We start from the raw sequence: 23,490 nt of genomic DNA, 5'->3' as shown, positions 1-23,490 counted from the left end.
GTACAAAATAGCAATTCTGAAGACTGGGAGTTGCACAAATTTGGCACAGGTGCTGCTGTAATTGATGTGATGTAATCAGCGGGTGATTTCTACTTTTGCTTCCGCACGCAGTTTACGAAGAAGTGCCTGACGAAGTTCGGTTTCGTAGCACCGCCGCACATCCCGTTTTACTTCGTCGTATTTTTTCTCGGCACCTTCTTTCCTGTCAGTAACGTACACCAGGTGGTAGCCAGCTTCTGTGGTTACAACGCCGGAAATCTGGCCAACTTTCATTTGAAATGCAGTGGCGGCCAGAGCTTCATCGATCTGCCATTTTCGCACAATCCAGCCCAGATCACCCCCACTGCTGGCGGTGGGGCAATGCGAAAATCGACGTGCCGCATCGGCAAAAACAATGTTGCCTGCTGCGATTTTTTCCCGCATGCCCAGCAGGCGGGCTTGGATTTCCTGATGATCCGCCGTTGAGGCCGAATGATCCAGCCGCACCACTATGTGGCTTAGGCGCACCGTTGTGCCACGGAAAAAATCCTGGTGTTGCTGAAAATAATGCTGCAATTTTTCTTCGGTAATCAAACTATCCAGGTATTTTGCCAGTTGCACCATATAGCGATAGTTGTTTCGCAACTGTTCTTCGGTTTGCATGGTTTCTTTCAAAAATTGCGTCTGAGTCTGCCCTTGTTCTTTCAAAATCGCCTGCAGGGCATTTATCTGCTTTTCAATTTCTGTTTCGGGCACTTTCACGCCATATTTGTCCAGAAACTGCCGCACCACCTGATCATCAATCAACAAACCCAGCACATCGTTTCGAAGTGCCTGCTTCTCCACAGGAGACAGATTTTTAGTGGGGCCAGCAAGTTGAACCGCCGTTTCTAACTGCTTACTGGTAATTGGCTCGCCATTCACACGTGCCACCACCTCATCTGCCTGGGCCATCGGCAGCAGAAAGAAGCCTGTGAATATGGGTAAGAGCGCAAATCTGGTCCAGCGTGCCCACATGTTCGTATCTCCCAGCAACAATAACCACTGGGGAATACCTGAATTTGCAGGTGCTGCAAGCGAAATTTTTACAAAAAAACGAAATGCAGCCTTATTTGAATTGCAGCACTGCCAGCACAGGGTGGTGGTCGGAGGCAAGTGGTTCAAGGATGACTTTGGCATCGGTTACGGTCCACTGATCTTTGGGGCGGTAGAGGATCAGGTCGATCATTTTCGCCGCATCTGCTTCCGGATCTTTCTGCAGTGGGGCAAAATCGGTGGCGAACGACCAGCCTTCATCGTAACCTTGCAGCGGTTCACTTTTACGGGTAGTGTTGAAGTCACCTGCCAGAATGATCGGCTCTTTCACATTGGCCAGCAGTTCTGCCAGTTTCTTTGCCTGAATCACCCGCAAATCATTCCCCTGGTGGTGCCAGTGGGTGCTCACCATCCGCAGGGGTGGGGTGGTTTCGAGAAGCGTTTCCACTGCAATCCGCTGTTCTTCCTTCGCTTGCATGGGCAACAGGTGCACTTTTGCTTCTTTGATTGGGAAACGCGAAAGCACCATCTGTCCGTACGCACCACCTTGAAAGTCGATCGCTTTTTCAAAGTGGCCGTTCAGCCCGGTCAGCCGGATTAATTCTGCCGCCTGATCAACTTTCAGCGTGCGTTGCGTTACCACATCCACTTCCTGCACCGCAACCAGGTCCGGGTCGGCATTTCGGATGATGCGGGCAATTCGCACCAGATCCAGTTTTTTATCGGTCCCTTCAGCGTGGTGAATGTTGTAGGTAAGCACCCGCAGAGTTTTCGCCTTCTGTTCTGGGCGTAAAACCGCCAGCACCGCAAAATGATCGGACGGTGTGCTGCCATTTCTGTGGGTGCGATCAATCCAGGCTGCCCGCACTTCCCACGTGGGGCTGCAGGCGATCCAGTCGATCCGTGCACCGGTACTTTTCTTCACTTCAAATGTGGAAGTCGAGGTGCCTTCGTTGGGCAGCACTTTCGGCTGATAAATGCGGTAACTGTCTTGTACAGGAGAAGTTACGTCGTTCTGTGCTGAAAAAAGTGCCTGATAGGGTTCACTGTTTTCGGCAGAGTTAAAATCACCGGTCAGAATCAGCCGACAATCTTTGCCCAATTCCAGCAGTTTCCTGCGAACCAGCACACTCGATTCTTTGCGGGCTACCTTGCCAATGTGGTCAAAGTGGGTGTTCATGAACAGAATCGGCTCGGTCACCAATTTACTTCGGTCTCGCAGTTTTACCCACGTGACCATCCGTGGGAGCGAACTATCCCAGCTTTTACTCCCTGCCACCTCGGGGGTTTCACTCAGCCAGAAATGGCCGCTGTCCAATAACTCAAATCGTGCGGTGCGAAAGAACACGGCAGTCATTTCGCCTTTTTCTTTGCCGTCTTCGCGTCCCACACCCACAGTGGTGAATTCCGGCAGACCTTTCGCCAGAAAATCACGCTGAAAACCGAGCGTTTCCTGCGTACCCAACAGATCGACATCGTGTTCCTGAATGGTAGCCAGCAGGAAATCCTTCCGTTTGTCCCAGGCGTTCGCCCCATCACGGGCGGTGCCGTAGCGAATGTTGTAACTCATTACGCGTACAGTGCTTGCACTGATTTCCATGGGTGCTTTCTCCTGAGCATCGGTGCTGCAAACACCACCCACGAACAGGCTAACCCAGATCCAAAACGTGCGACGAAACATCGTGCCACCTCAAATGATGAAAAATCAATGAAAACGCCCGGTACGGACATCTTCCACAAAACGCTGGTAATCTTCAGGCGTATCAATGCCTCTGCCGAAGTGCTGCACCACACCCACCTGGATGGTCCAGCCCGCAGCAATAGCACGCAACTGTTCCAGTTTTTCAATCAGTTCCAGCGGGTGGGGTGGCATTCCTGCTAATTTCAGCAAAGCCTCCCGCCGATAGGCATAAATCCCCAGGTGGTGCAGGTAGCGTGGGGGCTGAACTGTAAAATCTGCTGCCACATCACGTGAATAGGGAATGGGGCTGCGGCTGAAATATAACGCTTTGCCACCTTCTGTGCATACCACCTTCACACAGTTAGGATTGTGGTAGACTTCTTCGGTTTGAATTGGCGTTGCCAGAGTGCCCATTTCCGCACTTGGGTGGGCGTGCATCTGTTCGACCAATAACGAGACTGCTTCCGGAGGAGTGTAAGGCTCGTCGCCTTGTAGATTGACGTAACAATCGGCAGGATAAGAATTTGCGACTTCTGCAATTCGATCAGTGCCAGAAACATGGTCGGCACTTGTCATCACAACGGTGCCGCCAAACTGCTGCACCGCATTCATAATTTTCTGATGATCGGTGGCCACAATCACATCAGCCACGTTCGGCACTCGGATCGCACGCTCATAGACATGTTGAATTAATGTTTTGCCCGTTTCTGCCAACAATGCCTTTTCCGGCAAACGCGACGATGCCAGACGTGCGGGAATTATGATGACCGTTTTCAAGCGAATACTCGCAAAATTATGAGTTTGTTATCACATTTACCAGGTGGACAACCGACTGCACCGCTTTCGAGGACGATGCAGCTATCCTACGAAAAGATCGACAGCAAATAGGGTGGTGCGTATCCTGAACTGAAAGCAGAAGTATGTGTCTGCCTGCGCACGTTTGTGGCAGCGGCATCCTGCCGCTGGTTTTTCTTTTTCAGCGGCAGGATGCCGCTGCCACGAATTGCAAACAATTAGCCAACCCCACGGACCTCTCATGACAGTTGCTGCCGAAAAACACCCACTTCCCGTGGTTGCTGGGCACGGACCAAAGATCGATTATCAGTTGATTCTCGATTGTGTCCATTGTGGCCTATGTACCAGTGCCTGCCCGACTTACGTCGAAAATGGCAACGAAGCCGACAGCCCACGTGGGCGAATTTATCTGATGCGGAATGTGATTGATGGGAAGCTGCCACTCGACAATGGTGTGAAGCAACACCTTGACCTCTGCCTGAACTGCCGGGCTTGTGAAACAGCATGCCCTTCCGGGGTGCAGTACGGCAAACTGATCGAACCATTCCGAACTTACATGGGCGAACTGGAACCCGGTCGCCAGGTGGCAACGCTCAGCCGGCTACAACGTTGGTTGCTGTTCAACGTTTTTCCATCGCGTTTCCGCACCCGGCTGGCGCTGGCACCTGCCCGACTGGCACAATGGACTGGCCTCGACTGGTTGTGCCGCACCACAGGTGTGTACCGGTTGTTGCCAAAGAAATTACGCACCATGCAGGCAATGCTTCCCCCACTGCATGTGCACTATGGAAAATTGCCCGAAGTTCTGCCTGCAGAAGGAGTTCGGCGGGCCAGGGTGGGCTTGTTTCTGGGCTGTGTGGCCGATGCGATTTATCCGGAAACACAACTAGCCACTGCCCGTGTGCTGCAAAAAAATGGCTGTGAAGTGGTGATCCCACGTTCCCAGACCTGTTGTGGGGCCTTGCACTACCACGCTGCGTATGAGGATCCTGCCAAAGAATATGCCGCACAGAATCTGGCGGCGTTTGGCTTCAGCTCCGACCAAATGAATGATCTGGATGCGGTTATCATTAACGCTGCCGGTTGTGGGGCGATGGTTCAGGACTATGGCCATTTACTGCACGATACCCCCCATGCGAGTGCGGCAGAGCAATTTGTGAAAAAAGCGAAAGATATTTCTCAATTTCTGATCGATCTTGGCCCAGTTCGCCCCACAAGATCATTACCGATCAAAGCAACTTACCACGATGCCTGTCATCTGCGGCACGCCCAACAGATAGCCAGTGCCCCACGGCAATTACTTGAAATGATTCCCGGGCTGGAACTGATCCCACTGCCGGAAAGCGAAATCTGTTGTGGAGCAGCCGGAAGCTATAATTTGACGCAACCACAGATGGCACAACAACTGGGGGATCGCAAAGCGGCAAAAATTGTGGACACAGGTGCCCAGGCGGTGTTGATGGGCAATGTGGGCTGTTTAATGCAGGTGACAAAGCACTTGCAGGCACTGAAACCAGACATCTGGGTGGCCCACACGATCGATGCACTATGGGCAGCCTATGGTGGCCCACTGCCCAGGCAGTTTGAACAATAGCACTCAAACGATGCCAGCGGTTGTTTGAGCGGGCACTTAATCATCAAACAATGTGGGCTGATTCTTTGACTTCTTCTTCGGTGTGCGTCGCACGCGAAAACTGGTTTCTTTCTTCCGTGAACCATGTTTCTGATACACCGCTTTTGTGGCAGCAATCGCTGCAGTTGTTTTCCGAATGCTGTATAACCATTTACTCATCTGTTGACTGCGTCTGGCAAAGTCAACCACGGGTGGGGCGTAGTGCTCAACAGGCTCTTCCACATGATGCAGAATTCTGTGTGCTTGCACTGTCCGCAACTCTGGTAGCCAGCGTTTCACAAACCGACATTGGTTATCCCAATCCTGCAACTGCTTCGTTGGATTGTAAACCCGAATCGCGTTCCAGCCCACGACACCTGCCTGCATCTGCAGTTGGTTCAAGTGAATCCCAGGATCGTAATCTCGAAATACCCGCGCCAGGTGGGGATGGATTACACGCCAATCGAGGTGCAGCACATGGCAGGCAAAACTGACCACCATTGCCCGCATCCGAAAGTTCACAAAACCAGTTCTTGCCAGGCATCGCATCACCGCATCAACCAACGGATAACCGGTGGTGCCCTGTTCCCACGCTACCTGCAAGGTGGGGGCGTTTTCATAAGGAACATCACGATAGCTGGGATGGATGCTGCGAAATTCCAATTCTGGCTCACTTTCCAATCGTTGAGTAAAGTGATCCCGCCAGTGCAGACGGCTAAGGAATGCGTGCAGACTTGCCCGCCAGCGTGCGGTGTCCGGATCTTCAGGATCCATGTGTTGCAAGCGATGCTGCACTGCATGCCATATCTGGCGTGTGCTGATGGTGCCCCAGGCCAGATGCACGCTCAACCGAGAGCCGGCACGGTCCGCAGTGTTCGGCGAACTGATTCCCCCACGATACCACTTGCCACGGTGGGTGAGAAAATCGTTTAACGTCGCGTGGGCATCTGCTTCCGAAACTGACTGCCATTCGGGATGATCCCGAAACGCACGCCACCTGGGAAAACCAGTTGCCTGGGCAATCGCTGTTTCTTCAGGTATCTGTCTGATTTCCGGAATGGGCAATGGGGCTACATCGACAACCCTTTGTTGCCACCAGCGTTGCAAATGATCGCGATTCACTCCCCCACGTTTTACACTGCTTTGGGGAAATTCAATGTAACTCACACCTGCTTCGTGGCACCATTGTGCCACAGCACGGTCTCGCTGGTAGGTCAGATTGTTACCCACTTCCTCATGACTGCCCATGTGGGTAAATGGCAGCACCGCGTGCAGTTTGGCCAGTTTTTCTACCACGTCGCCGTGGGCAATCAGCAGATCCAGATTTCTGGCACGTAGTTGCTGTCGCAGCGAGCGTACCGCCTGCCACTGGGCATGGCAGTGCATGTCCGAATAATCGCTCGCATTGATGATCGTGGGTTCCCAGCAGAAGATAGGCAGCACCGTGGCACGCAACTGCTGTGCAGCGTGCAACACCGCATTATCGTGCAGGCGGGCATCGCGCTTGACCCACCAAATCATTCTGGGAGCAGTCATCGTAGCCCACAATTTCAGGTAAAAGATTCATAGTTTCCCACTCCATCACAAATATCTGAAATTTAATTCAGTATAATATAATAACGTACATACATCGAAAAAGTTTGTACACAAAGTTCGATTTTGACAAAATTTTTCATTCATCCTCGTAAGTTCATTGAAATTAAGAACTTACGGATAAAGATTTTTCTGGTACTTCATTTTCCACCACCAGTTCCGTGCCCGGAGCTGGGCTTGTCATAACTTCATAACTGGTGTATTTCGCCAACGTTTACTGTTTTGTCCCAAGGGAATGCTTCCGGTGAAGTGCAGCGTTTTCCATCCACGATGGCTGTTGGTCGCATGGGTTCCCATGCTGGCTGGAATCGTTGGTTGCGCGGGCAATCCCGTATATTTTCCGTACTTTTTGCCACCTGGCACCGCAGAACAGACCCACGCCAAGCCACCCGGAATAGGTTATTACAGCGATTACGATCCAAAAGCCTGCCAGATTCAGGTGCGGCCAGATGCGGTCACCAGTCCGGTGCGTGGGACGCAACTTCTAGTGGCGACCGTGTTTGATGCGGATGGCTTGCCACTGCGGAACCGTCGTGTGGAATGGACCATTGAAGGGCCTGGCAGCATTGTGGAAGTGGATGAGAGTGGCTATCTGCCCGGTCGCGGTATGAAAGTAGACAGTAAATATGCCTACAGTCACACCGATTATTTCACCCACACCTTACCAGGCAGTGCGAACAAACAGGAAATCACCCCCGGCCAGACCTGGTGTTTAATTACATCGCCCGTGGAAGGCCAAACCAACGTCATTGTGCATGTGCCTGCCATTGCCAACTGGCAGAAAAATAAGGCATTTGTGAAAATCTTCTGGCTGAATGGCGAAGTAGTCTATCCCGATCCTGCGAAAGCGCGTTCGGGCAGTGCCTATACGTTTCGCACGAAATTGCCCAATTCTGCCAGTGCCCGGGACTACCGCGTTCGTTACCGCGTCATTGACGGCCCACCTGTTCTCATTCGCACCGCACAAGCGAACGATAGCAGTAAATCGGAATTGTTAACGACAGCCGACGACCAGGGGGTTGCCCCACTGCAAATCAGCCAGGTGCAGCAGGCTAAAGGCACCAACCGCATCGCTATCGAAGTGGTGAAGCCCGATCCAGTAAAGCCAGACCAGATGGTGGTGGTATCCAAGGGCGAAACCACTATCCAGTGGCTGGAACCGGAGCTTTCGGTGCAGGTGAACGCACCCAAATCGGCGGGTTTGAACAACGAATTACCAGTGAAATACGACATTCGCAGCACCGGCGACCTGGAGTTGGGTTCAGTCACGGTGAATGCCACGATTCCAGCTGGTATGGAACTGGTGCGGACAGAACCAAAAGCAGTTGCAGATGGAAACCTGCTGATCTGGAATATCAACCAATTGCCCGCGGGACAGTCAAAAACGGTCGAAGCAATCTATCGGCCGGTAAAACTTGGCCCCACAGTGCTGCAGGCCCATGTGCGATCTTCCGATGGCCTGTCTTCTGATGGTGAAACCAATGTCGATGTCAGTCAGACGGACATTAAACTGTCGATAACTGGTCCCAGCGAGGGGATTGTGGGGCAATTGTTGCCGTTCGATCTGGTGGTCACCAATGATGGGGGTGCCACCGCACGGAATGTGCGTGTCCGGGTGAAACTGGGCGATGGACTGGAAACGGAACAGAAAAAAGTGATTTTTGAAGATACAATTGAAGAACTAGCCCCAGGTGGCAACCGTGCGTACCAGTTAAAGTTCTACGGAATCAAACCGGGTGAAACGAAAGTTTACGCTGGCACGATGGCGGACAATGGCAAACCTTCGCCCACGCAGGAAAAGGGGCTGGTAATTCACGAATCGAAGCTGAATACCGCATTATATGGTCCAGAATCAGCCCAGGTGGGGCAGGAATTCACCTGGCAGATTGCAGTACGCAACAGTGGCCAGACTCCTGTTGGCAATGTGGTCCTGAAAGCGGATGTACCTGCCAACTTTACGTTTCTGAAAGCATCAGATGGTGGTACGCTTCAAGGAAACGTAGTGACCTGGAATCTGGGCACCGCACCGGAACGGCAGGACCGCCTGGTTTCGATCACTGCAAAGGCAATTCAAGCGGGGGAAACGATCCGTTTCCGTTCCGCAGTGCGTGCCGAACCACTGGACAGTGCCTCGAAAGTCATCTCCACGGTAAAGCCGTTGGAGCATTCGGCAGAAAAGAACATTACGGTGACGGGGATTCCCGCAGTAGAATTGTCGCTGCGTGATCGTGATGATCCCTTAAGTACTGGTGCAATAACACTTTACACAGTAAAAGTGAAGAACACTGGCACCGCACCGACCAAGCTGGTGGAGGTAACGATTTACTTCCCACCTGAATTGAAACCGGTTCAGGCGGACGGACGCGGGGTGAAATCAAACGTCGATCTGGGTAAGGTGACGTTTGCCGTTCCCCCACTGGCACCCGGGCAGGAGCAGGTATTGGATGTGCAGGCCCAGGCGATGTGGCCCGGGGATGCTCGTATTTCGGCAGTCGCTGTGACAGCCACCCAGCGAGAACCGATCCGCGTCGAACAGTCAACGAAAATCATTTCCAAAGAAAACAGACCACGATAAGCCGACAGCCTTCGCAGTGGGGTTTTATCAAAACGATTTTGCCAACAATCCTCATTCCCGCGCACGCGGAAATCTGTTTTTGTGAGCCGACGGCGTTAGCCGCGATTGCTTGCTTCCATAGCCCACCGCGCGAGCAAGGGAATCTCTTAATTTTCCGCACACAAAGCAGCAAAGAAAACACGGGGGCAGGATGCGCTGGAATCGTGACCGACAGAATTTACTTTCTGGCCGCTTGCACAACGATCGTCATCCCCGCGTAAGCTGAATCAAGTGTGTATAAGTTCCATGGTAATAGAATAACGGGCACTCATTTAGGGATTTGAATGATGACATACTTGGAAGTACTATACACCACAATGGAGATGTGCTGTCTTGTAGACTTTATCGTCTTGATAATTGTATTTCGATATCATTCGAAATTGGTAAGGTTATTGCACTTGCTTACGTTTATTGCTACAAATCTTCAGATTGCATTGAGTGCAACCGGTCATTCGGGAGGATTGGGTAACTGATTTAGCAAATTGGGGTGTAAAAAGATGGGTCTTTCTGCGATATTAGGGGTTCTGACAACCAAACATCGCAGGAGACCCAATAATGATTATCCCAGACACATCTTCTTCAATCAACCCCAACTTCCTGTTTGGCCTATTTGATCGACTCGCATCAGAAGTCAATCGTGCTGTACAGGAATGCATGCCGATTCGTGATTTCGAGCAACATGTTCAACAATCGGTTGCTCAAATTGGTGCTTCAGCAATCTCGTTGTACCTGGAAATGCTTGGCGATGGCGACGTGGGAGAAAAGATCCAGACAGAAACAGGTGAAGTGCTTCATCGCAGCGAAGAACCCCGACAACGGTCCATCCGAACGATCTTTGGTGAGCATCGGTTTGAGCAGTATGTTTATGGCGTTGATCTTGGCCGCAAGATTGATTTGTATCCTGTGGATGTCATGATTCAGATGCCAGCAAACACATATTCTCCGTGGTTTCGCGAGGTCATGCATTATCTCAGCACAAAGATGTCGTATCAGGAATCATCAGATGTGATTTCTTTGTTGTATCTGCAAAAGAGTGCAACCGGTCATCCGGGCAAGGGTAATAAGTGGGATAGATTGAGCTGTTTGCGGAACCTGTCTGTTCTTTGGTATTCCTGGTTAGCCAGGTAAATATGAAAATCTCTGGTTCGACCTGCCAGATCAATTGCTCGGGCGTGTAGCATTGCCTGGGCTCCTTTCGTTTTCCAGCGCATTCCCGTGCGGCACATTCGATCCATCACCAGGTGCCGACAATCCCCTTCAATCACCCCGGTTGCAATCGGCAGCCCCTGCTGCAAATAGCTGTCATATCTCATCCGGTGGTAGTTCTTTTCAAAGTAGTTGCAAACCTGATTAATCTTCTTTAACTTTTCTGCTTTCAATTGAGTGCAACCGGTCATCCGGGCAAGGGTAATAAGTGGGACAGATTGAGCTGTTTGCGGAACCTGTCTGTTCTTTGGTATTCCTGGTTAGCCAGGTAAACCTAAATCATTTTGAAATTCGGTGTTTCTGATATTTTTCCAACCAACCGCGGCTAACGCCGTCGGCTCACAAGACATCATGTTGAATTGCCAATTCAAGCGTTTAGCACTGGATTCCCGCCTTCGCGGGAATGACGGTTGTGGGCACAAGCGTCTGAAACCCAACCGTGGTTGGGCAGGTGAGTCGACGGCGTTAGCCGCGCTTCGCTTGATCGATGTTGAAAAGACCGATTTTCGTACGAATTCGGGTTTAAATATGAAAATCTCTGGTTCGACCTGCCAGATCAATTGCTCGGGCGTGTAGCATTGCCTGGGCCCCTTTCGTTTTCCATCTCATTCCCGTGCGGCACATTCGATCCATCACCAGGTGCCGACAAGCCCCTTCAATCACCCCAGTTGCAATCGGCAGCCCTTGCTGCAAATAGCTGTCATATCTCATCCGGTGGTAGTTCTTTTCAAAGTAGTTGCAAACCTGATTAATCTTCTTTAACTTTTCTGCTTTCAATTCGCTTTTTGTCGCTTTCTGACGGATTCCCGAAACCACACTTTTCACATCTCCCTTCAGGATTCTCAATAGGCGGTCTCGAGCAAACGCTTCCTGATGTTCACGGTGAGACTCAAACACTTTTGCCGCATCCCACACATAACTGGCAACATGAATGATATCCAGGATATCAATTGTTTCGTATGAATCGAAATTGACATCAGATGCTTCCCACAAACTGGTCTGACCATCCATCAGCCGTACCAAAGGCTGACCTGATTGGTGGCGACGTTCGACCTGTTCTGCTGCCCACACCATCGCGTGGTGCGTGCCTCTGATCAGCACCCCCTCCGCATCACATTGCGACAAAAATCCCGCAACCACTTTGCCCACCGGTTCGGGGCGTTTCTCCTCACGATTCGAGTTTTCTCGAAATAACGCTGCGACAATCTCTTCAGCCGTTCGAAAATATTCATTCACGGAATATACGGTCGCCAGCGTCGCCATACGCCGATTACCAGGAAAATACCGTTGATCAAACGCTGGAATCGCCTTCGTCTTGCGAACCATGGGGACTCCTTTGGCATCGGCACTCACCACCAGAATCTTTCCCTCTGCTGTTGGTGCAGGAATTGGGATCTCATTCAGAAACTGTTCTGCAGATTCACTCAGATTGTGGATATTTCGTTCCAGAGTATCGACCGGACTCTTTTGCAGATACAACAGAGTGCAACCGGTCATTCGGGAGGGTTGGGTAACTGATTTAGCAAATTGGGGTGTAAAAAGATGGGTCTTTCTGCGATATCAGGGGTTCTGACAACCAAACATCGCAGGAGACCCAATAATGATTATCCCAGACACATCTTCTTCAATCAACCCCAACTTCCTGTTTGGCCTATTTGATCGACTCGCATCAGAAGTCAATCGTGCTGTACAGGAATGCATGCCGATTCGTGATTTCGAGCAACATGTTCAACAATCGGTTGCTCAAATTGGTGCTTCAGCAATCTCGTTGTACCTGGAAATGCTTGGCGATGGCGACGTGGGAGAAAAGATCCAGACAGAAACAGGTGAAGTGCTTCATCGCAGCGAAGAACCCCGACAACGGTCCATCCGAACGATCTTTGGTGAGCATCGGTTTGAGCAGTATGTTTATGGCGTCGATCTTGGCCGCAAGATTGATTTGTATCCTGTGGATGTCATGATTCAGATGCCAGCAAACACATATTCTCCGTGGTTTCGCGAGGTCATGCATTATCTCAGCACAAAGATGTCGTATCAGGAATCATCAGATGTGATTTCTTTGTTGTATCTGCAAAAGAGTCCGGTCGATACTCTGGAACGAAATATCCACAATTCTGAGTGAATCTGCAGAACAGTTTCTGAATGAGATCCCAATTCCTGCACCAACAGCAGAGGGAAAGATTCTGGTGGTGAGTGCCAATGCCAAAGGAGTCCCCATGGTTCGCAAGACGAAGGCGATTCCAGCGTTTGATCAACGGTATTTTCCTGGTAATCGGCGTATGGCGACGCTGGCGACCGTATATTCCGTGAATGAATATTTTCGAACGGCTGAAGAGATTGTCGCAGCGTTATTTCGAGAAAACTCGAATCGTGAGGAGAAACGCCCCGAACCGGTGGGCAAAGTGGTTGCGGGATTTTTGTCGCAATGTGATGCGGAGGGGTGCTGATCAGAGGCACGCACCACGCGATGGTGTGGGCAGCAGAACAGGTCGAACGTCGCCACCAATCAGGTCAGCCTTTGGTACGGCTGATGGATGGTCAGACCAGTTTGTGGGAAGCATCTGATGTCAATTTCGATTCATACGAAACAATTGATATCCTGGATATCATTCATGTTGCCAGTTATGTGTGGGATGCGGCAAAAGTGTTTGAGTCTCACCGTGAACATCAGGAAGCGTTTGCTCGAGACCGCCTATTGAGAATCCTGAAGGGAGATGTGAAAAGTGTGGTTTCGGGATCCGTCAGAAAGCGACAAAAAGCGAATTGAAAGCAGAAAAGTTAAAGAAGATTAATCAGGTTTGCAACTACTTTGAAAAGAACTACCACCGGATGAGATATGACAGCTATTTGCAGCAAGGGCTGCCGATTGCAACTGGGGTGATTGAAGGGGCTTGTCGGCACCTGGTGATGGATCGAATGTGCCGCACGGGAATGAGATGGAAAACGAAAGGGGCCCAGGCAATGCTACACGCCCGAGCAATTGATCTGGCAGGTCGAACCAGAGATTTTCATATTTACCTGGCTAACCAGGAATACCAAAGAACAGACAGGTTCCGCAAACAGCTCAATCTGTCCCACTTATTACCCTTGCCCGGATGACCGGTTGCACTCGATACAACAAAGAAATCACATCTGATGATTCCTGATACGACATCTTTGTGCTGAGATAATGCATGACCTCGCGAAACCACGGAGAATATGTGTTTGCTGGCATCTGAATCATGACATCCACAGGATACAAATCAATCTTGCGGCCAAGATCGACGCCATAAACATACTGCTCAAACCGATGCTCACCAAAGATCGTTCGGATGGACCGTTGTCGGGGTTCTTCGCTGCGATGAAGCACTTCACCTGTTTCTGTCTGGATCTTTTCTCCCACGTCGCCATCGCCAAGCATTTCCAGGTACAACGAGATTGCTGAAGCACCAATTTGAGCAACCGATTGTTGAACATGTTGCTCGAAATCACGAATCGGCATGCATTCCTGTACAGCACGATTGACTTCTGATGCGAGTCGATCAAATAGGCCAAACAGGAAGTTGGGGTTGATTGAAGAAGATGTGTCTGGGATAATCATTATTGGGTCTCCTGCGATGTTTGGTTGTCAGAACCCCTGATATCGCAGAAAGACCCATCTTTTTACACCCCAATTTGCTAAATCAGTTACCCAACCCTCCCGAATGACCGGTTGCACTCGATACAACAATTATCACATGCAAGCAATTACCAATGAAGCCGGGAAAAAGGCATACGAAAATGCGATAGGAAATGAAAAGGCGAAAGAAACCGCAGCAAATCACGCAATGAGGACAAAATCTAAAGAGCTTTATCAGAAAATAAAACACGATCTGTTAATTCAGAGAATTGAATTCGAGAATAGCATTCATGGCACACCGATTGTTGCTAATGGCTTGTTATATATTCAGACAGATAAGTATCTTTTCGTTATCAAAAAATAATCGATCCACTGATTACCATCGGTATGGATACAAATGCAAAATAACAAGATTTGACCTTAGCCAAGTAACATTGCAACAGCCTATCCCATTGCGATCATCTGGGCATAGCTGAGGATTCGCAATGGTACATCGCCGTATATCGCAGCACTCAGGTGGCAGCCTTCTTCACCCACCTGAACCAGTGTTTCCGAATATTCCTGAGCAATCGCATCGACTGAAACACCCCAGGTGAATGCAATGTCGACGATTTGTTTCCGCAAATCCAGCAGGTACCGGCGGGAATGTTTCAAAGCCTGGCGCATTTCCCGTTTCCAGGTGGCGGGTACCGGGTTGCCTTCCCACTTCAGGTTCAGCGTATAAAAGTGAGATTCCAGGTTCACCTGCATAAATGCCAGTGCGGTGATTCCCCCATCATAATACATGCGATCAAATCGATTCAGCCAGACAATTGGTTCACGCATTACTTCAGCTGCAAATTGCTCCACCAAGTGGCCAATCTGGAAGTGCATCTTCGACCATGCTTCCCGCATCAGCAACACGGCTGATTTCGCATTCCGGTTTGGAACACACTTCAGCCAACTGCTGACCGTTTCCCGCAGATAATCCAGGTCGTCAAAAGTCTGCGACGCCTGCACCGACAGGTGCTCTAAATCTCGAATGCTTTGCAGACAGAACTTTCGTACTTCAACACATTCCGGTCGCTGGGGAAACCAGACCACCCGCCCCATGATTTTTACAAGCAGATTCAGCAATTCCAGTTCATTATCAATGCTGATCGCGGCAGAATACAACTTCAGCAGGTCCAATACCACCTCATATTCGCGTAAATCGCAGAGCACTTCGATGCGAAAAGTAAGCAATTTGCACAAATCGGATGATCTGGGCAATTTGGGCAGCATTGCTTCCCACTGATCAGACAGTGCGGCTTCCGGCGATTTGTTCAATTCCTGCTGCACCGCCTGAATAACACGGTGGCTGGAAGCATCGATTTCCAGCAATCGGATCAAATACTCTATCGGCTGACGGGTGGGGTCGAGTTCCGGATGGAAGGTCAGAAGCCAGTAAAGCTGAAAATAGGCCTCGGCTTTGCGTGAAGGTTTCTCGAGAAGTTGTTGGAGTAACTGATAAGCCTCGACGGTCTCCCCCGCCATCACCATATTCCAACAGATATCAGAAGGTTTCTCCACCTCAGGCGGTGGGGGCAAATCCTTTACAGGTGGTGGTTTGTCGGATGCAGTTCGCCCAAATAACTGGTCCAGATCGGATGCCAGCAGAGGTTTGTCGGGTGGTAATGGGTTTTCGGCAAACTCATTAATGAAAGAGTTTTCATCAATCGGCGTGCTTGTCTGTTCTGGCTCAGAAATCGGTGCCGGTAATTCTTCGGTTTCTGTAGTGGCAGGCTCTGGTGCGTACAACTTCAGGTACCACTGCACGCTTTCGTAGGCTTTCCGAATCAGTTGAAACTGTTCGGGTGCATGTTCGGGCTTGTACTGCTTGATGAGTCGTGTATACGCACGTTTTGCGTCTTTCTCGGTAGAACTGCGCGTGACACCGAGTAATTCGAAAGGATCGACTGGCCATTTGCGGTGATCCGCAGGTAAATGTTCCGATTCTTGGGCCACCGCAGGTTACTTCTCCGTACCCACAATTCGTAATTGGGTACTCAAATGTAGTGGATGTTCATCGATATTGTAATCACTTTCCAGAAACAGGCAGCGAAAACCGGTGCTCGGTTTGCCCACACTGGCAGAAACTTCTTTGGTGCAATCGGTGCATTCCACGCTTTTCCATTGTGATTTGCGGAAGTCTCTGGTGGCAGAATCGGCATACCAGAGCCTTGCACCGATGGGCTTGGTCGTGCTGGCTACTTTCACCGTCAACTGATCCCCCTTCGTGGCATGTTCCCACGATAATTTGGGGAATGATTTCTTATTTGCCTGCACATAAGCATACGCAGCCACCGTGCTGATCGCCTTAATGCGGGATTTGGAACCATCGGGGAGCGTTTCTTCCAGACCGTGGCCAGCGTTTGGAACGTAAAGCACCCATTTGTCGCCTTTCAGGTCATCCCAATACAGATTCAGTGCGTCCTGCGTCCAATATGGGTCATTGCAGCCATTCACGATCAACTTGGGCATTTCCAGGTCTTTGCGGTACACCCACGGATCGATCATCTGCCATAGTTTTTCGGCAATCGGTGTATTGGGAATTGGCACCAGGCCCCGCAGGGTATACGGTGCGATCATGTCGCTAGGTTTGCCGTACGACTTCATCTGGTGGGGCAATTGCTTCTGAAAATTCAGCGTATCAATAACCATCGGGCTGATCGCCTTCACGCGGGAGTCAATTGCACCCGTCAGCCAGGCGGTCCAGCCACGTTTAGAAGCACCCGCCACGACGAAGCTTTTCACATCGGTTTTCCATTCTTTTTTGGAAAACTCTTCCAGGCAGTCCATCGCCCGCACTAGACTTTTGACCATTGGGAACAACAGCGGCCAGCTTTCATCCTTCGATTGCAGGTAACGCACAAAAGTTTCCGCAATCAGGTGGTCTTCGCGTTTTCCTTCGAATAGTGGCTGTTTGGGTATTCCGTAAAGAAAGGCCATTGGAACTTTGCTCCGCCGAGCCAGTTCGAATGTCACCAACGACGAAATGCTGCTCGGTTTGCCGCCATCATTCCACAAAAAGATCGTATCACCCGGTTTGCTGCCTTTGGGCATTACAACTACAAGGGTGTGGTCCCAGACAATGCCCTGCCATTTCTGGGAAACCAGATCAATCGTGTACGCAGTGCCTGATTCCGCTTCCACCGTGCGGACCAACTTCCACTGGAAGGCCGCGTCTTTTTTCTGGACATATTCTTTCAGGTCGGCGTAACTGGAATGCGTAAAGCAACTTACGGCGATTAGTGCAACTAGGAGTCTATTCATCAGATGATTTCTCAGTGTGGGGTAACCCGCACCTTCAATTTAGCCGAATATGTGCCGCTAGGGAACCATTCATTAAATTTTCATTTTCACTGAAACTCTCACGAACGTCCTTTGTAGTGCCACTCCTTCTCATCAAAAACTCATTAATAAACGATGAGTGGACAATTTTTGCTCATTTTAAATATTTTGTGGAACTATTTTATCCTTCATCTCGTCTCATATGCACTTCACAGGGGAGGGTTTTGAACTGACCCCACGTGAAGGCGGGGGTCAAGCAGTCTTAAGTTCTTCTATAATAAGAATTTAGGCTGAATCATTCCCCAGGTGGTGGGCAGGAGGGATACTGTGGGCAACAATCGCACATCCACGTTCAACATTCGGGCAGCGGGCACATTCTGCTTGGTTGCAGTGTTGCTTGTACCCGTGCTATTCGCCCAGGAACCCAAAAAAGGTGGGGAACAACCTGAACCGAAGTACGAATCTCCCGGACTGAATCCCAACCAGCCACCTGTCGTAGAGCCTGGGCTGATTGACCCTGCTACACCTGCGGTGCCTTCGAAGGAAGATCCCGCGAAGGTTGAAGAGCGTAAAGTACGGCTGGAAAAGAACTTACCGTGGTTTGAGGCGGTGCTGGACGATGGCGAATTTCGCCAGACCACTGAGTTTGTAGGGCTAGAACAGGTCGCACTCGCACGGCAGGAAGCTCGAGCGTTTGACTATACAGTTGTGTATGCTTCTTCCCGCGATCAGGAGTTGATGAAGAAATATGCTTACCGCGATGTGCGGTTCAGCGATCTGTTCACCAACGCACGGTTTGATTATCTGCGGGAACTCCTCCACTTCGAAGGGGAACTGTTCATGGTTCTCCGCGTGGGGGCACCCGATGGGGTAAAAGCCGATCTGAATACGGAGTGGCTCTATCAGGCATGGATTAAACCGAAAGGGTTTAATGAGTATTTGACCCTGATTGTGACAGAACTGCCCGAAGGCATTGAATTGGGCAAGGAAGATCTGCGAAAAAAAGTGAGCTTTGATGGATACTTTTTTAAGTTTTCGCATCAAAAGTTTCAGACCAAGAAAGGGAATGATCCCGCGAAAGTGAAGCGGGTTCCGATGCTGATTGGGAAAACCTTCGACATCTTTCCGGAGGCCCCACCAGCAAAGCCGAGTATCTGGCCAGCAATGACGGTGATTGGGTTTGTTATTGGACTTTTATTGCTGGTGATTGGATTGACGATCTGGTTTCGGCGGAGTGATCGGGAAGTGAAACAATCCCTGCCACAACCAGTGATTGATCAGGAATTATTCCGCGACGAACTTGACGGTAACGGAGATGGTGGGATGAAATAAGCCCAACTAAGCAAAAACGTGGCAGCGTTATCCTGCCGCTGATTTATTGAAGCACCAGCTGGAAGCAGGTGCCAAGTGCGTGAAACTGTTTGAAAAAATGGATTTGAAGCCCACGATGAGAACGTAAAGTTCTCTATAATGATATTACCTGTCTTACTGTTTTTTATTTCATGATTGCTCGTTTAAGGAGGAGATCATGGCTCGAGAAAAAGAACCTGTCAAAACACCCAAGGGGGGACCATCGGTCATCCGCCCGTTGGAAGTTGCCGAAGTGCCCACCAGCACACGGGTCATGACCGTTTATGTACCAGCATTCGTCATCAGCGGTGGGGTTCACCTGATCCTGGTGGTGGTGATGCTGTTCACCAACCTGTTTAAAGACGCGGAACTGGAAGCAAAGCCAGCCGATGCGATTACCGCTGCTGAAGTGAATGAAGCGGAGGAAAAGCCAGAAGCGGAACTGACCAACGAAGACCTGGGTTTGGATCCAGAACTGGAAGCTTCGGTTGAAGTGGAACGTGAAGAAGAAAAATTGGTTGAAAACGTGGTTACCGATGAAGCCATCGGTATTGCGGATGCCACCTTGATGGATGCCAACCAGACCCAGGCCATTGGACCTGCGTTGAATCTGGATGCCGCATCCGGTTTCACGGGTCTGGAATCACCAGACGGCGTTGCAGCCATGGGTGCTGGCGGTGGCATGGGGAACTTTTCAACCCCAGGGATGATGGGCCGTTCCGGCGCCACCCGCGACAAACTGCTGAAAGCAGGTGGTGGTAATTCTGAATCCGAAGCTGCAGTGGCCAAAGGTCTGACCTGGCTGGCACGCAAGCAGATTAAAGATGGTTCCAATAAAGGTTATTGGGAATACGATACCGCTGACGGTAAAGAGCACAACTACAAGATTGCTGCGACCGGCATGGCACTGCTCCCCTTCCTGGCTGCGGGCGAAACCCACAAGTCGGGCAAGAAATATCGCGAAGTGGTTGCACGTGGTGTCGAATGGCTTTCTTCTCAGGTGAGCCTCGATGGTTCCATGGTGAAGAAAGTGGGCATCAGTACTCCTTACTCACACGCGATCGGAACGGTGGCCCTGTGCGAAGCCGTGGGGATGACCAAAGACCCCAGCCTGAAACAGATTGCCACCCGCGCGGTGAACTTCATTATCAACACCCAGGCAGGTGATGGTAGCTGGGGTTACGGCATGAGCCGGGCCAGCGAAGGTGATACTTCGATCGTGGGCTGGATGGTGCAGGCACTGAAAAGTGCGGACATTGCCGAAATCCGCTTTGACAAAGCGAAAGCTTACAAGGCGATTACCGGCTTTCTGAACAAAGTGCAGGAAGACTCGGGTGCTGCATATGGCTATCGCACCCTGGGAATTCTCCCACGCTGACTTCGGTAGGTTTGCTCTCCCGCCAGTACACTGGTTGGACACCTGCCCACCCAGCACTGCAAAAGGGTGTCAAACGTTTGACGGAACTTTCACGACAGTTGCCAGCCGCCAAACCTGCAACGGTGAATCGGGTTCCGATCAACATGTATACCTTCTACTATGCCACTCAGGTGATCCATTTTTATGATGGTCCCGAGTGGAAAGCGTTCAATCCGAAGATGCGTGATTCGCTGATTGGCTGGCAGAACAAATCGGGTGACAAAAACCTCGATGGGAGCTGGGCACCAGACGGCAGTCACATTGGTGGTCAGTGCGGTCGCCTGGGCACCACCTGTATGTGCCTGCTGACCCTGGAAGTCTATTACCGCCACCTGCCACTGTACAAACGCAGTTCCGCAGGCGGTATCGTCGAACTCGACCGATAATTTCTGTCGGATAATGTTGACTGATTGCCCACCATTCTGTCCTTTCGGATATTCTTGAAAATCCTTGCCTGCCCACAGTCAGCAAGGAAACTTCGAAATTTAATTAACCACTGATAACGATCCCAAATTGGGATTCTGAACTTCTACGTATTTGCGCCCGCTTGCGCATAAACGTGACAGTGGCGTATTGCTACTGATTGAATGCACTGAAAGCTGGTGCCACATTGCTAAGTGTGTGCACGCTGATGAAAGAAACCAACGTCAGCGAGGCGTAGTCCTGCGCTAACAAAAATGAGATCAATCGAATACTTACTGAGAAGAAGCATGCTACTGGAAAAAAGAACTATTCAACCACCCAACGGCGGGCAATCGGTCATCCGCCCATTGGAAGTCGCCGAAGTACCCACCAGCACACGACTGATGACTGTTTATGTGCCAGCATTCGTCATCAGCGGTGGGGTACACCTTATCCTGGTAGTGGTAATGCTGTTCACCAACCTGTTACAGGATCAACTGCTCATTGCAAAACCAGCCGATGTGTTCACTGCTGCGGAAGTGAATGATGCAGAAAAAAAGCCCGAAGCAGAATTGACCAACCAGGATTTAGGGCTTGATCCCGAATTGGAAGCAGCAGTGGAAGTGATGCGTGAAGAAGAAAAGCTCGTGGAAAATATAGTCAGTACAGAGCCGATCGGCCTTGCAGATGCGTTATTACTGGATGCCAACCAGTCCCAGTCTGTCGGCCCAGCACTCGATCTCAGCGTAACTACAGGCACTTCGGGACAGGAAAAGCCAGATGGTTCCGCAATGATTGGGATGGTGTGCAATACGAGTAGCCTTGCTACACCAGGAATGAGAGGAAGGTCTGGTTCTGATAAATTACAACTGGTGAAGGATCGCGGTGGGAACACCGAATCCGAAGCTTCAGTGGCCAAAGGTCTGACCTGGCTGGCACGCAAGCAGATTAAAGATGGTTCCAATAAAGGTTATTGGGAATACGATACCGCTGACGGGAAAGAGCACAACTACAAGATTGCTGCGACGGGTATGGCACTCCTCCCCTTCCTGGCTGCGGGCGAAACCCACAAGTCGGGCAAGAAATATCGCGAAGTGGTTGCACGTGGTGTCGAATGGCTTTCTTCTCAGGTGAGCCTCGATGGTTCCATGGTGAAGAAAGTGGGCATCAGTACTCCTTACTCACACGCGATCGGAACGGTGGCCCTGTGCGAAGCCGTGGGGATGACCAAAGACCCCAGCCTGAAACAGATTGCCACCCGCGCGGTGAACTTCATTATCAACACCCAGGCAGGTGATGGTAGCTGGGGTTACGGCATGAGCCGGGCCAGCGAAGGTGATACTTCGATCGTGGGCTGGATGGTGCAGGCACTGAAAAGTGCGGACATTGCCGAAATCCGCTTTGACAAAGCGAAAGCTTACAAGGCGATTACCGGCTTTCTGAACAAAGTGCAGGAAGACTCGGGTGCTGCATATGGCTATCGCACCCCTGGGAATTCTCCCACGCTGACTTCGGTAGGTTTGCTCTCCCGCCAGTACACTGGTTGGACACCAGCCCACCCAGCACTGCAAAAGGGTGTCAAACGTTTGACGGAACTTTCACGACAGTTGCCAGCCACCAAGCCTGCCACGGTGAATCGGGTTCCGATCAACATGTATACCTTCTACTATGCCACTCAGGTGATCCATTTTTATGATGGTCCCGAGTGGAAAGCGTTCAATCCAAAGATGCGTGATTCGCTGATTGGCTGGCAGAACAAATCGGGTGACAAAAACCTCGATGGGAGCTGGGCTCCAGACGGCAGTCATATCGGTGGTCAGTGCGGTCGCCTGGGCACCACCTGTATGTGCCTGCTGACCCTGGAAGTCTATTACCGCCACCTGCCACTTTACAAACGCAGTTCCGCAGGCGGTATCGTCGAACTCGACCGATAATTTCTGTCGGATAATGTTGACTGATTGCCCACCATTCTGTCCTTTCGGATATTCTTGAAAATCCTTGCCTGCCCACAGTCAGCAAGGAAACTTCGAAATTTAATTAACCACTCAATACGATCCCAAATTGGGATTCCACTTCATACCATTCTGTTCTGCAGTAACTGCTTCTTGCAGGCAACACATTAGAGAGTGGCTACCTAAATTGAGACTTCACTGAAAATCGTGTCAGCAAAACAGCGATTTGCGGACATAATTTTGAAAAACACTGGGTAAGATAACATTTTTACAATTATGGTCATCTACCACACCATGTGGGAGAACTCTGAAGCCGTCAGGAGAATTCGAATGCAACAATGCCCGAAATGTGGACAGACTCTTCCGATGATCAGGGATGCATTTTGTCCGAATTGCCGGCAACCATTCGAACCAGAACTACCTGACGCACCAACATCACAACAAAATAGGAAAAGCACATTCAGCGTGCCACTGCTGCCAACATTCGGCGTCGTGATCGCAGTAATTGGGTTTTTCGTGCGTTGCGGTGCACGTTGGTTAGCATGGCCACCAAAATGGTCTTACAGTGGTGATCGGGCGAATACACTGTGGGCATACAACGAGGCACTTTATTCGGATTTGGGCAACATTACAATGGCATTTGGCTTAGCACTGATCTGTATCGCTGTTGCCAAATGGAAGCACAAACCCGTTCCGAATGCGCAATAATATCCACTTCGTTCGGAGCCAAAAAACAGCAACTTTCGGCGAATCACTTTGACATACCAGGAATTGAGAATCGGCAAAGTTTCGATGCAACTGGTGAATCATTTTGCATTGATGCAATTGCAGATCAATCGAAATAGAATTGTTTCTGCCAAAACAGTTCCAGAGAGTTTCTCACTTGGAAACAATTCAAAACCGTGGTAGAATATCCACGACATACCTTCCCTGAAATTTCATTT

General features: G+C 50.4%; 21 protein-coding genes and 1 pseudogene. 12 read left to right on the top strand and 10 right to left on the bottom strand.

From position 1 onward, the window contains the following. Nucleotides 1-75: 75 nt before the first annotated feature. The 4 genes from R3B84_21195 to R3B84_21180 all read right to left on the bottom strand — a co-directional run bounded on the left by R3B84_21195 (nucleotide 76) and on the right by R3B84_21180 (nucleotide 3,708). Nucleotides 76-996 carry a peptidylprolyl isomerase gene (locus tag R3B84_21195; protein MEZ6143087.1) on the bottom strand — a complete coding sequence of 307 codons (921 nt, stop codon included), beginning with the start codon at nucleotides 994-996 and terminating at the stop codon, nucleotides 76-78. A gap of 91 nt (nucleotides 997-1,087) precedes the next feature. After that, entirely contained in the window at nucleotides 1,088-2,695 is a 1,608-nt protein-coding gene (locus R3B84_21190) for an endonuclease/exonuclease/phosphatase family protein (GenBank protein ID MEZ6143086.1), read from the bottom strand. A gap of 24 nt (nucleotides 2,696-2,719) precedes the next feature. Then, the gene (kdsB, locus tag R3B84_21185) at nucleotides 2,720-3,472 is read right to left on the bottom strand and encodes a 3-deoxy-manno-octulosonate cytidylyltransferase (protein MEZ6143085.1); all 753 of its coding nucleotides are present in this window, start codon (nucleotides 3,470-3,472) and stop codon (nucleotides 2,720-2,722) included. A gap of 86 nt (nucleotides 3,473-3,558) precedes the next feature. Then, nucleotides 3,559-3,708, bottom strand: coding sequence for a hypothetical protein (locus R3B84_21180; protein MEZ6143084.1), 150 nt, complete (start codon nucleotides 3,706-3,708; stop codon nucleotides 3,559-3,561). A gap of 23 nt (nucleotides 3,709-3,731) precedes the next feature. Between R3B84_21180 and R3B84_21175 the strand changes: the two genes are divergently transcribed. Further along, nucleotides 3,732-5,084 carry a heterodisulfide reductase-related iron-sulfur binding cluster gene (locus tag R3B84_21175; protein MEZ6143083.1) on the top strand — a complete coding sequence of 451 codons (1,353 nt, stop codon included), beginning with the start codon at nucleotides 3,732-3,734 and terminating at the stop codon, nucleotides 5,082-5,084. A gap of 36 nt (nucleotides 5,085-5,120) precedes the next feature. Here the strand turns inward: R3B84_21175 and R3B84_21170 are convergent, their stop codons facing one another. Beyond that, entirely contained in the window at nucleotides 5,121-6,638 is a 1,518-nt protein-coding gene (locus tag R3B84_21170; protein ID MEZ6143082.1) for an FAD-binding domain-containing protein, read from the bottom strand. 352 nt (nucleotides 6,639-6,990) lie between these two features. Here R3B84_21170 and R3B84_21165 point away from each other — a divergent pair, with 352 nt between their 5' ends. Continuing rightward, complete coding sequence (locus tag R3B84_21165; GenBank protein MEZ6143081.1) at nucleotides 6,991-9,270, top strand: hypothetical protein; 2,280 nt, start codon at nucleotides 6,991-6,993, stop codon at nucleotides 9,268-9,270. 594 nt (nucleotides 9,271-9,864) lie between these two features. Further along, nucleotides 9,865-10,437 (top strand): hypothetical protein, encoded by a 573-nt coding sequence (locus tag R3B84_21160; protein ID MEZ6143080.1) that lies wholly within the window; start codon nucleotides 9,865-9,867, stop codon nucleotides 10,435-10,437. A 32-nt stretch (nucleotides 10,438-10,469) separates the two neighbouring features. On the opposite strand, the pseudogene R3B84_21155 reads toward R3B84_21160, so the two are convergent. Continuing rightward, nucleotides 10,470-10,622 (bottom strand): annotated as a pseudogene (locus R3B84_21155) (ISKra4 family transposase). Nucleotides 10,623-11,037: 415 nt separating this feature from the next. Then, nucleotides 11,038-12,012, bottom strand: a complete 975-nt coding sequence (locus R3B84_21150) for a hypothetical protein (GenBank protein MEZ6143079.1) — start codon at nucleotides 12,010-12,012, stop codon at nucleotides 11,038-11,040. Between the two features lie 103 nt (nucleotides 12,013-12,115). On the opposite strand from R3B84_21150, the gene R3B84_21145 reads away from it, so the two are divergent. The 4 genes from R3B84_21145 to R3B84_21130 all read left to right on the top strand — a co-directional run bounded on the left by R3B84_21145 (nucleotide 12,116) and on the right by R3B84_21130 (nucleotide 13,614). Next, nucleotides 12,116-12,637, top strand: a complete 522-nt coding sequence (locus tag R3B84_21145; GenBank protein MEZ6143078.1) for a hypothetical protein — start codon at nucleotides 12,116-12,118, stop codon at nucleotides 12,635-12,637. A 94-nt stretch (nucleotides 12,638-12,731) separates the two neighbouring features. Further along, on the top strand, nucleotides 12,732-12,962 hold the full coding sequence (locus R3B84_21140; protein ID MEZ6143077.1) for a hypothetical protein: 231 nt from the start codon (nucleotides 12,732-12,734) through the stop codon (nucleotides 12,960-12,962). After that, nucleotides 12,956-13,282 (top strand): hypothetical protein, encoded by a 327-nt coding sequence (locus R3B84_21135; GenBank protein ID MEZ6143076.1) that lies wholly within the window; start codon nucleotides 12,956-12,958, stop codon nucleotides 13,280-13,282. Before R3B84_21140 ends, R3B84_21135 begins: the two co-directional genes overlap by 7 nt. Further along, complete coding sequence (locus R3B84_21130) at nucleotides 13,279-13,614, top strand: hypothetical protein (GenBank protein MEZ6143075.1); 336 nt, start codon at nucleotides 13,279-13,281, stop codon at nucleotides 13,612-13,614. Before R3B84_21135 ends, R3B84_21130 begins: the two co-directional genes overlap by 4 nt. Here R3B84_21130 and R3B84_21125 read toward each other — a convergent pair. Beyond that, nucleotides 13,580-14,095 (bottom strand): hypothetical protein, encoded by a 516-nt coding sequence (locus R3B84_21125; protein MEZ6143074.1) that lies wholly within the window; start codon nucleotides 14,093-14,095, stop codon nucleotides 13,580-13,582. The genes R3B84_21130 and R3B84_21125 overlap by 35 nt on opposite strands. 136 nt (nucleotides 14,096-14,231) lie before the next feature. Between R3B84_21125 and R3B84_21120 the strand changes: the two genes are divergently transcribed. Continuing rightward, on the top strand, nucleotides 14,232-14,477 hold the full coding sequence (locus R3B84_21120; GenBank protein MEZ6143073.1) for a hypothetical protein: 246 nt from the start codon (nucleotides 14,232-14,234) through the stop codon (nucleotides 14,475-14,477). An 80-nt stretch (nucleotides 14,478-14,557) separates the two neighbouring features. On the opposite strand, the gene R3B84_21115 is transcribed toward R3B84_21120, so the two are convergent. Beyond that, nucleotides 14,558-16,099, bottom strand: coding sequence for a J domain-containing protein (locus R3B84_21115; protein ID MEZ6143072.1), 1,542 nt, complete (start codon nucleotides 16,097-16,099; stop codon nucleotides 14,558-14,560). Between the two features lie 6 nt (nucleotides 16,100-16,105). Next, nucleotides 16,106-17,407: a PhoPQ-activated protein PqaA family protein gene (locus tag R3B84_21110; GenBank protein ID MEZ6143071.1), complete on the bottom strand. Its 1,302-nt coding sequence runs from the start codon at nucleotides 17,405-17,407 to the stop codon at nucleotides 16,106-16,108. A 345-nt stretch (nucleotides 17,408-17,752) separates the two neighbouring features. Here R3B84_21110 and R3B84_21105 point away from each other — a divergent pair, with 345 nt between their 5' ends. The 4 genes from R3B84_21105 (at nucleotide 17,753) to R3B84_21090 (ending at nucleotide 22,528) form a co-directional block, all read left to right on the top strand. Further along, nucleotides 17,753-18,757 carry a hypothetical protein gene (locus R3B84_21105; GenBank protein MEZ6143070.1) on the top strand — a complete coding sequence of 335 codons (1,005 nt, stop codon included), beginning with the start codon at nucleotides 17,753-17,755 and terminating at the stop codon, nucleotides 18,755-18,757. 196 nt (nucleotides 18,758-18,953) lie between these two features. Then, complete coding sequence (locus R3B84_21100; protein ID MEZ6143069.1) at nucleotides 18,954-20,153, top strand: prenyltransferase/squalene oxidase repeat-containing protein; 1,200 nt, start codon at nucleotides 18,954-18,956, stop codon at nucleotides 20,151-20,153. Between the two features lie 77 nt (nucleotides 20,154-20,230). Then, complete coding sequence (locus R3B84_21095) at nucleotides 20,231-20,578, top strand: hypothetical protein (protein ID MEZ6143068.1); 348 nt, start codon at nucleotides 20,231-20,233, stop codon at nucleotides 20,576-20,578. Between the two features lie 324 nt (nucleotides 20,579-20,902). Further along, a complete protein-coding gene (locus tag R3B84_21090) occupies nucleotides 20,903-22,528 on the top strand; it encodes a prenyltransferase/squalene oxidase repeat-containing protein (GenBank protein MEZ6143067.1) in 1,626 nt (541 codons plus the stop codon). Nucleotides 22,529-23,490: the final 962 nt, after the last annotated feature.

It is taken from the genome of Zavarzinella sp. (assembly GCA_041399155.1).
Classification (GTDB): Bacteria; Planctomycetota; Planctomycetia; order Gemmatales; family Gemmataceae; genus JAWKTI01.
This window is presented reverse-complemented; position numbering and strand designations above follow the sequence as displayed.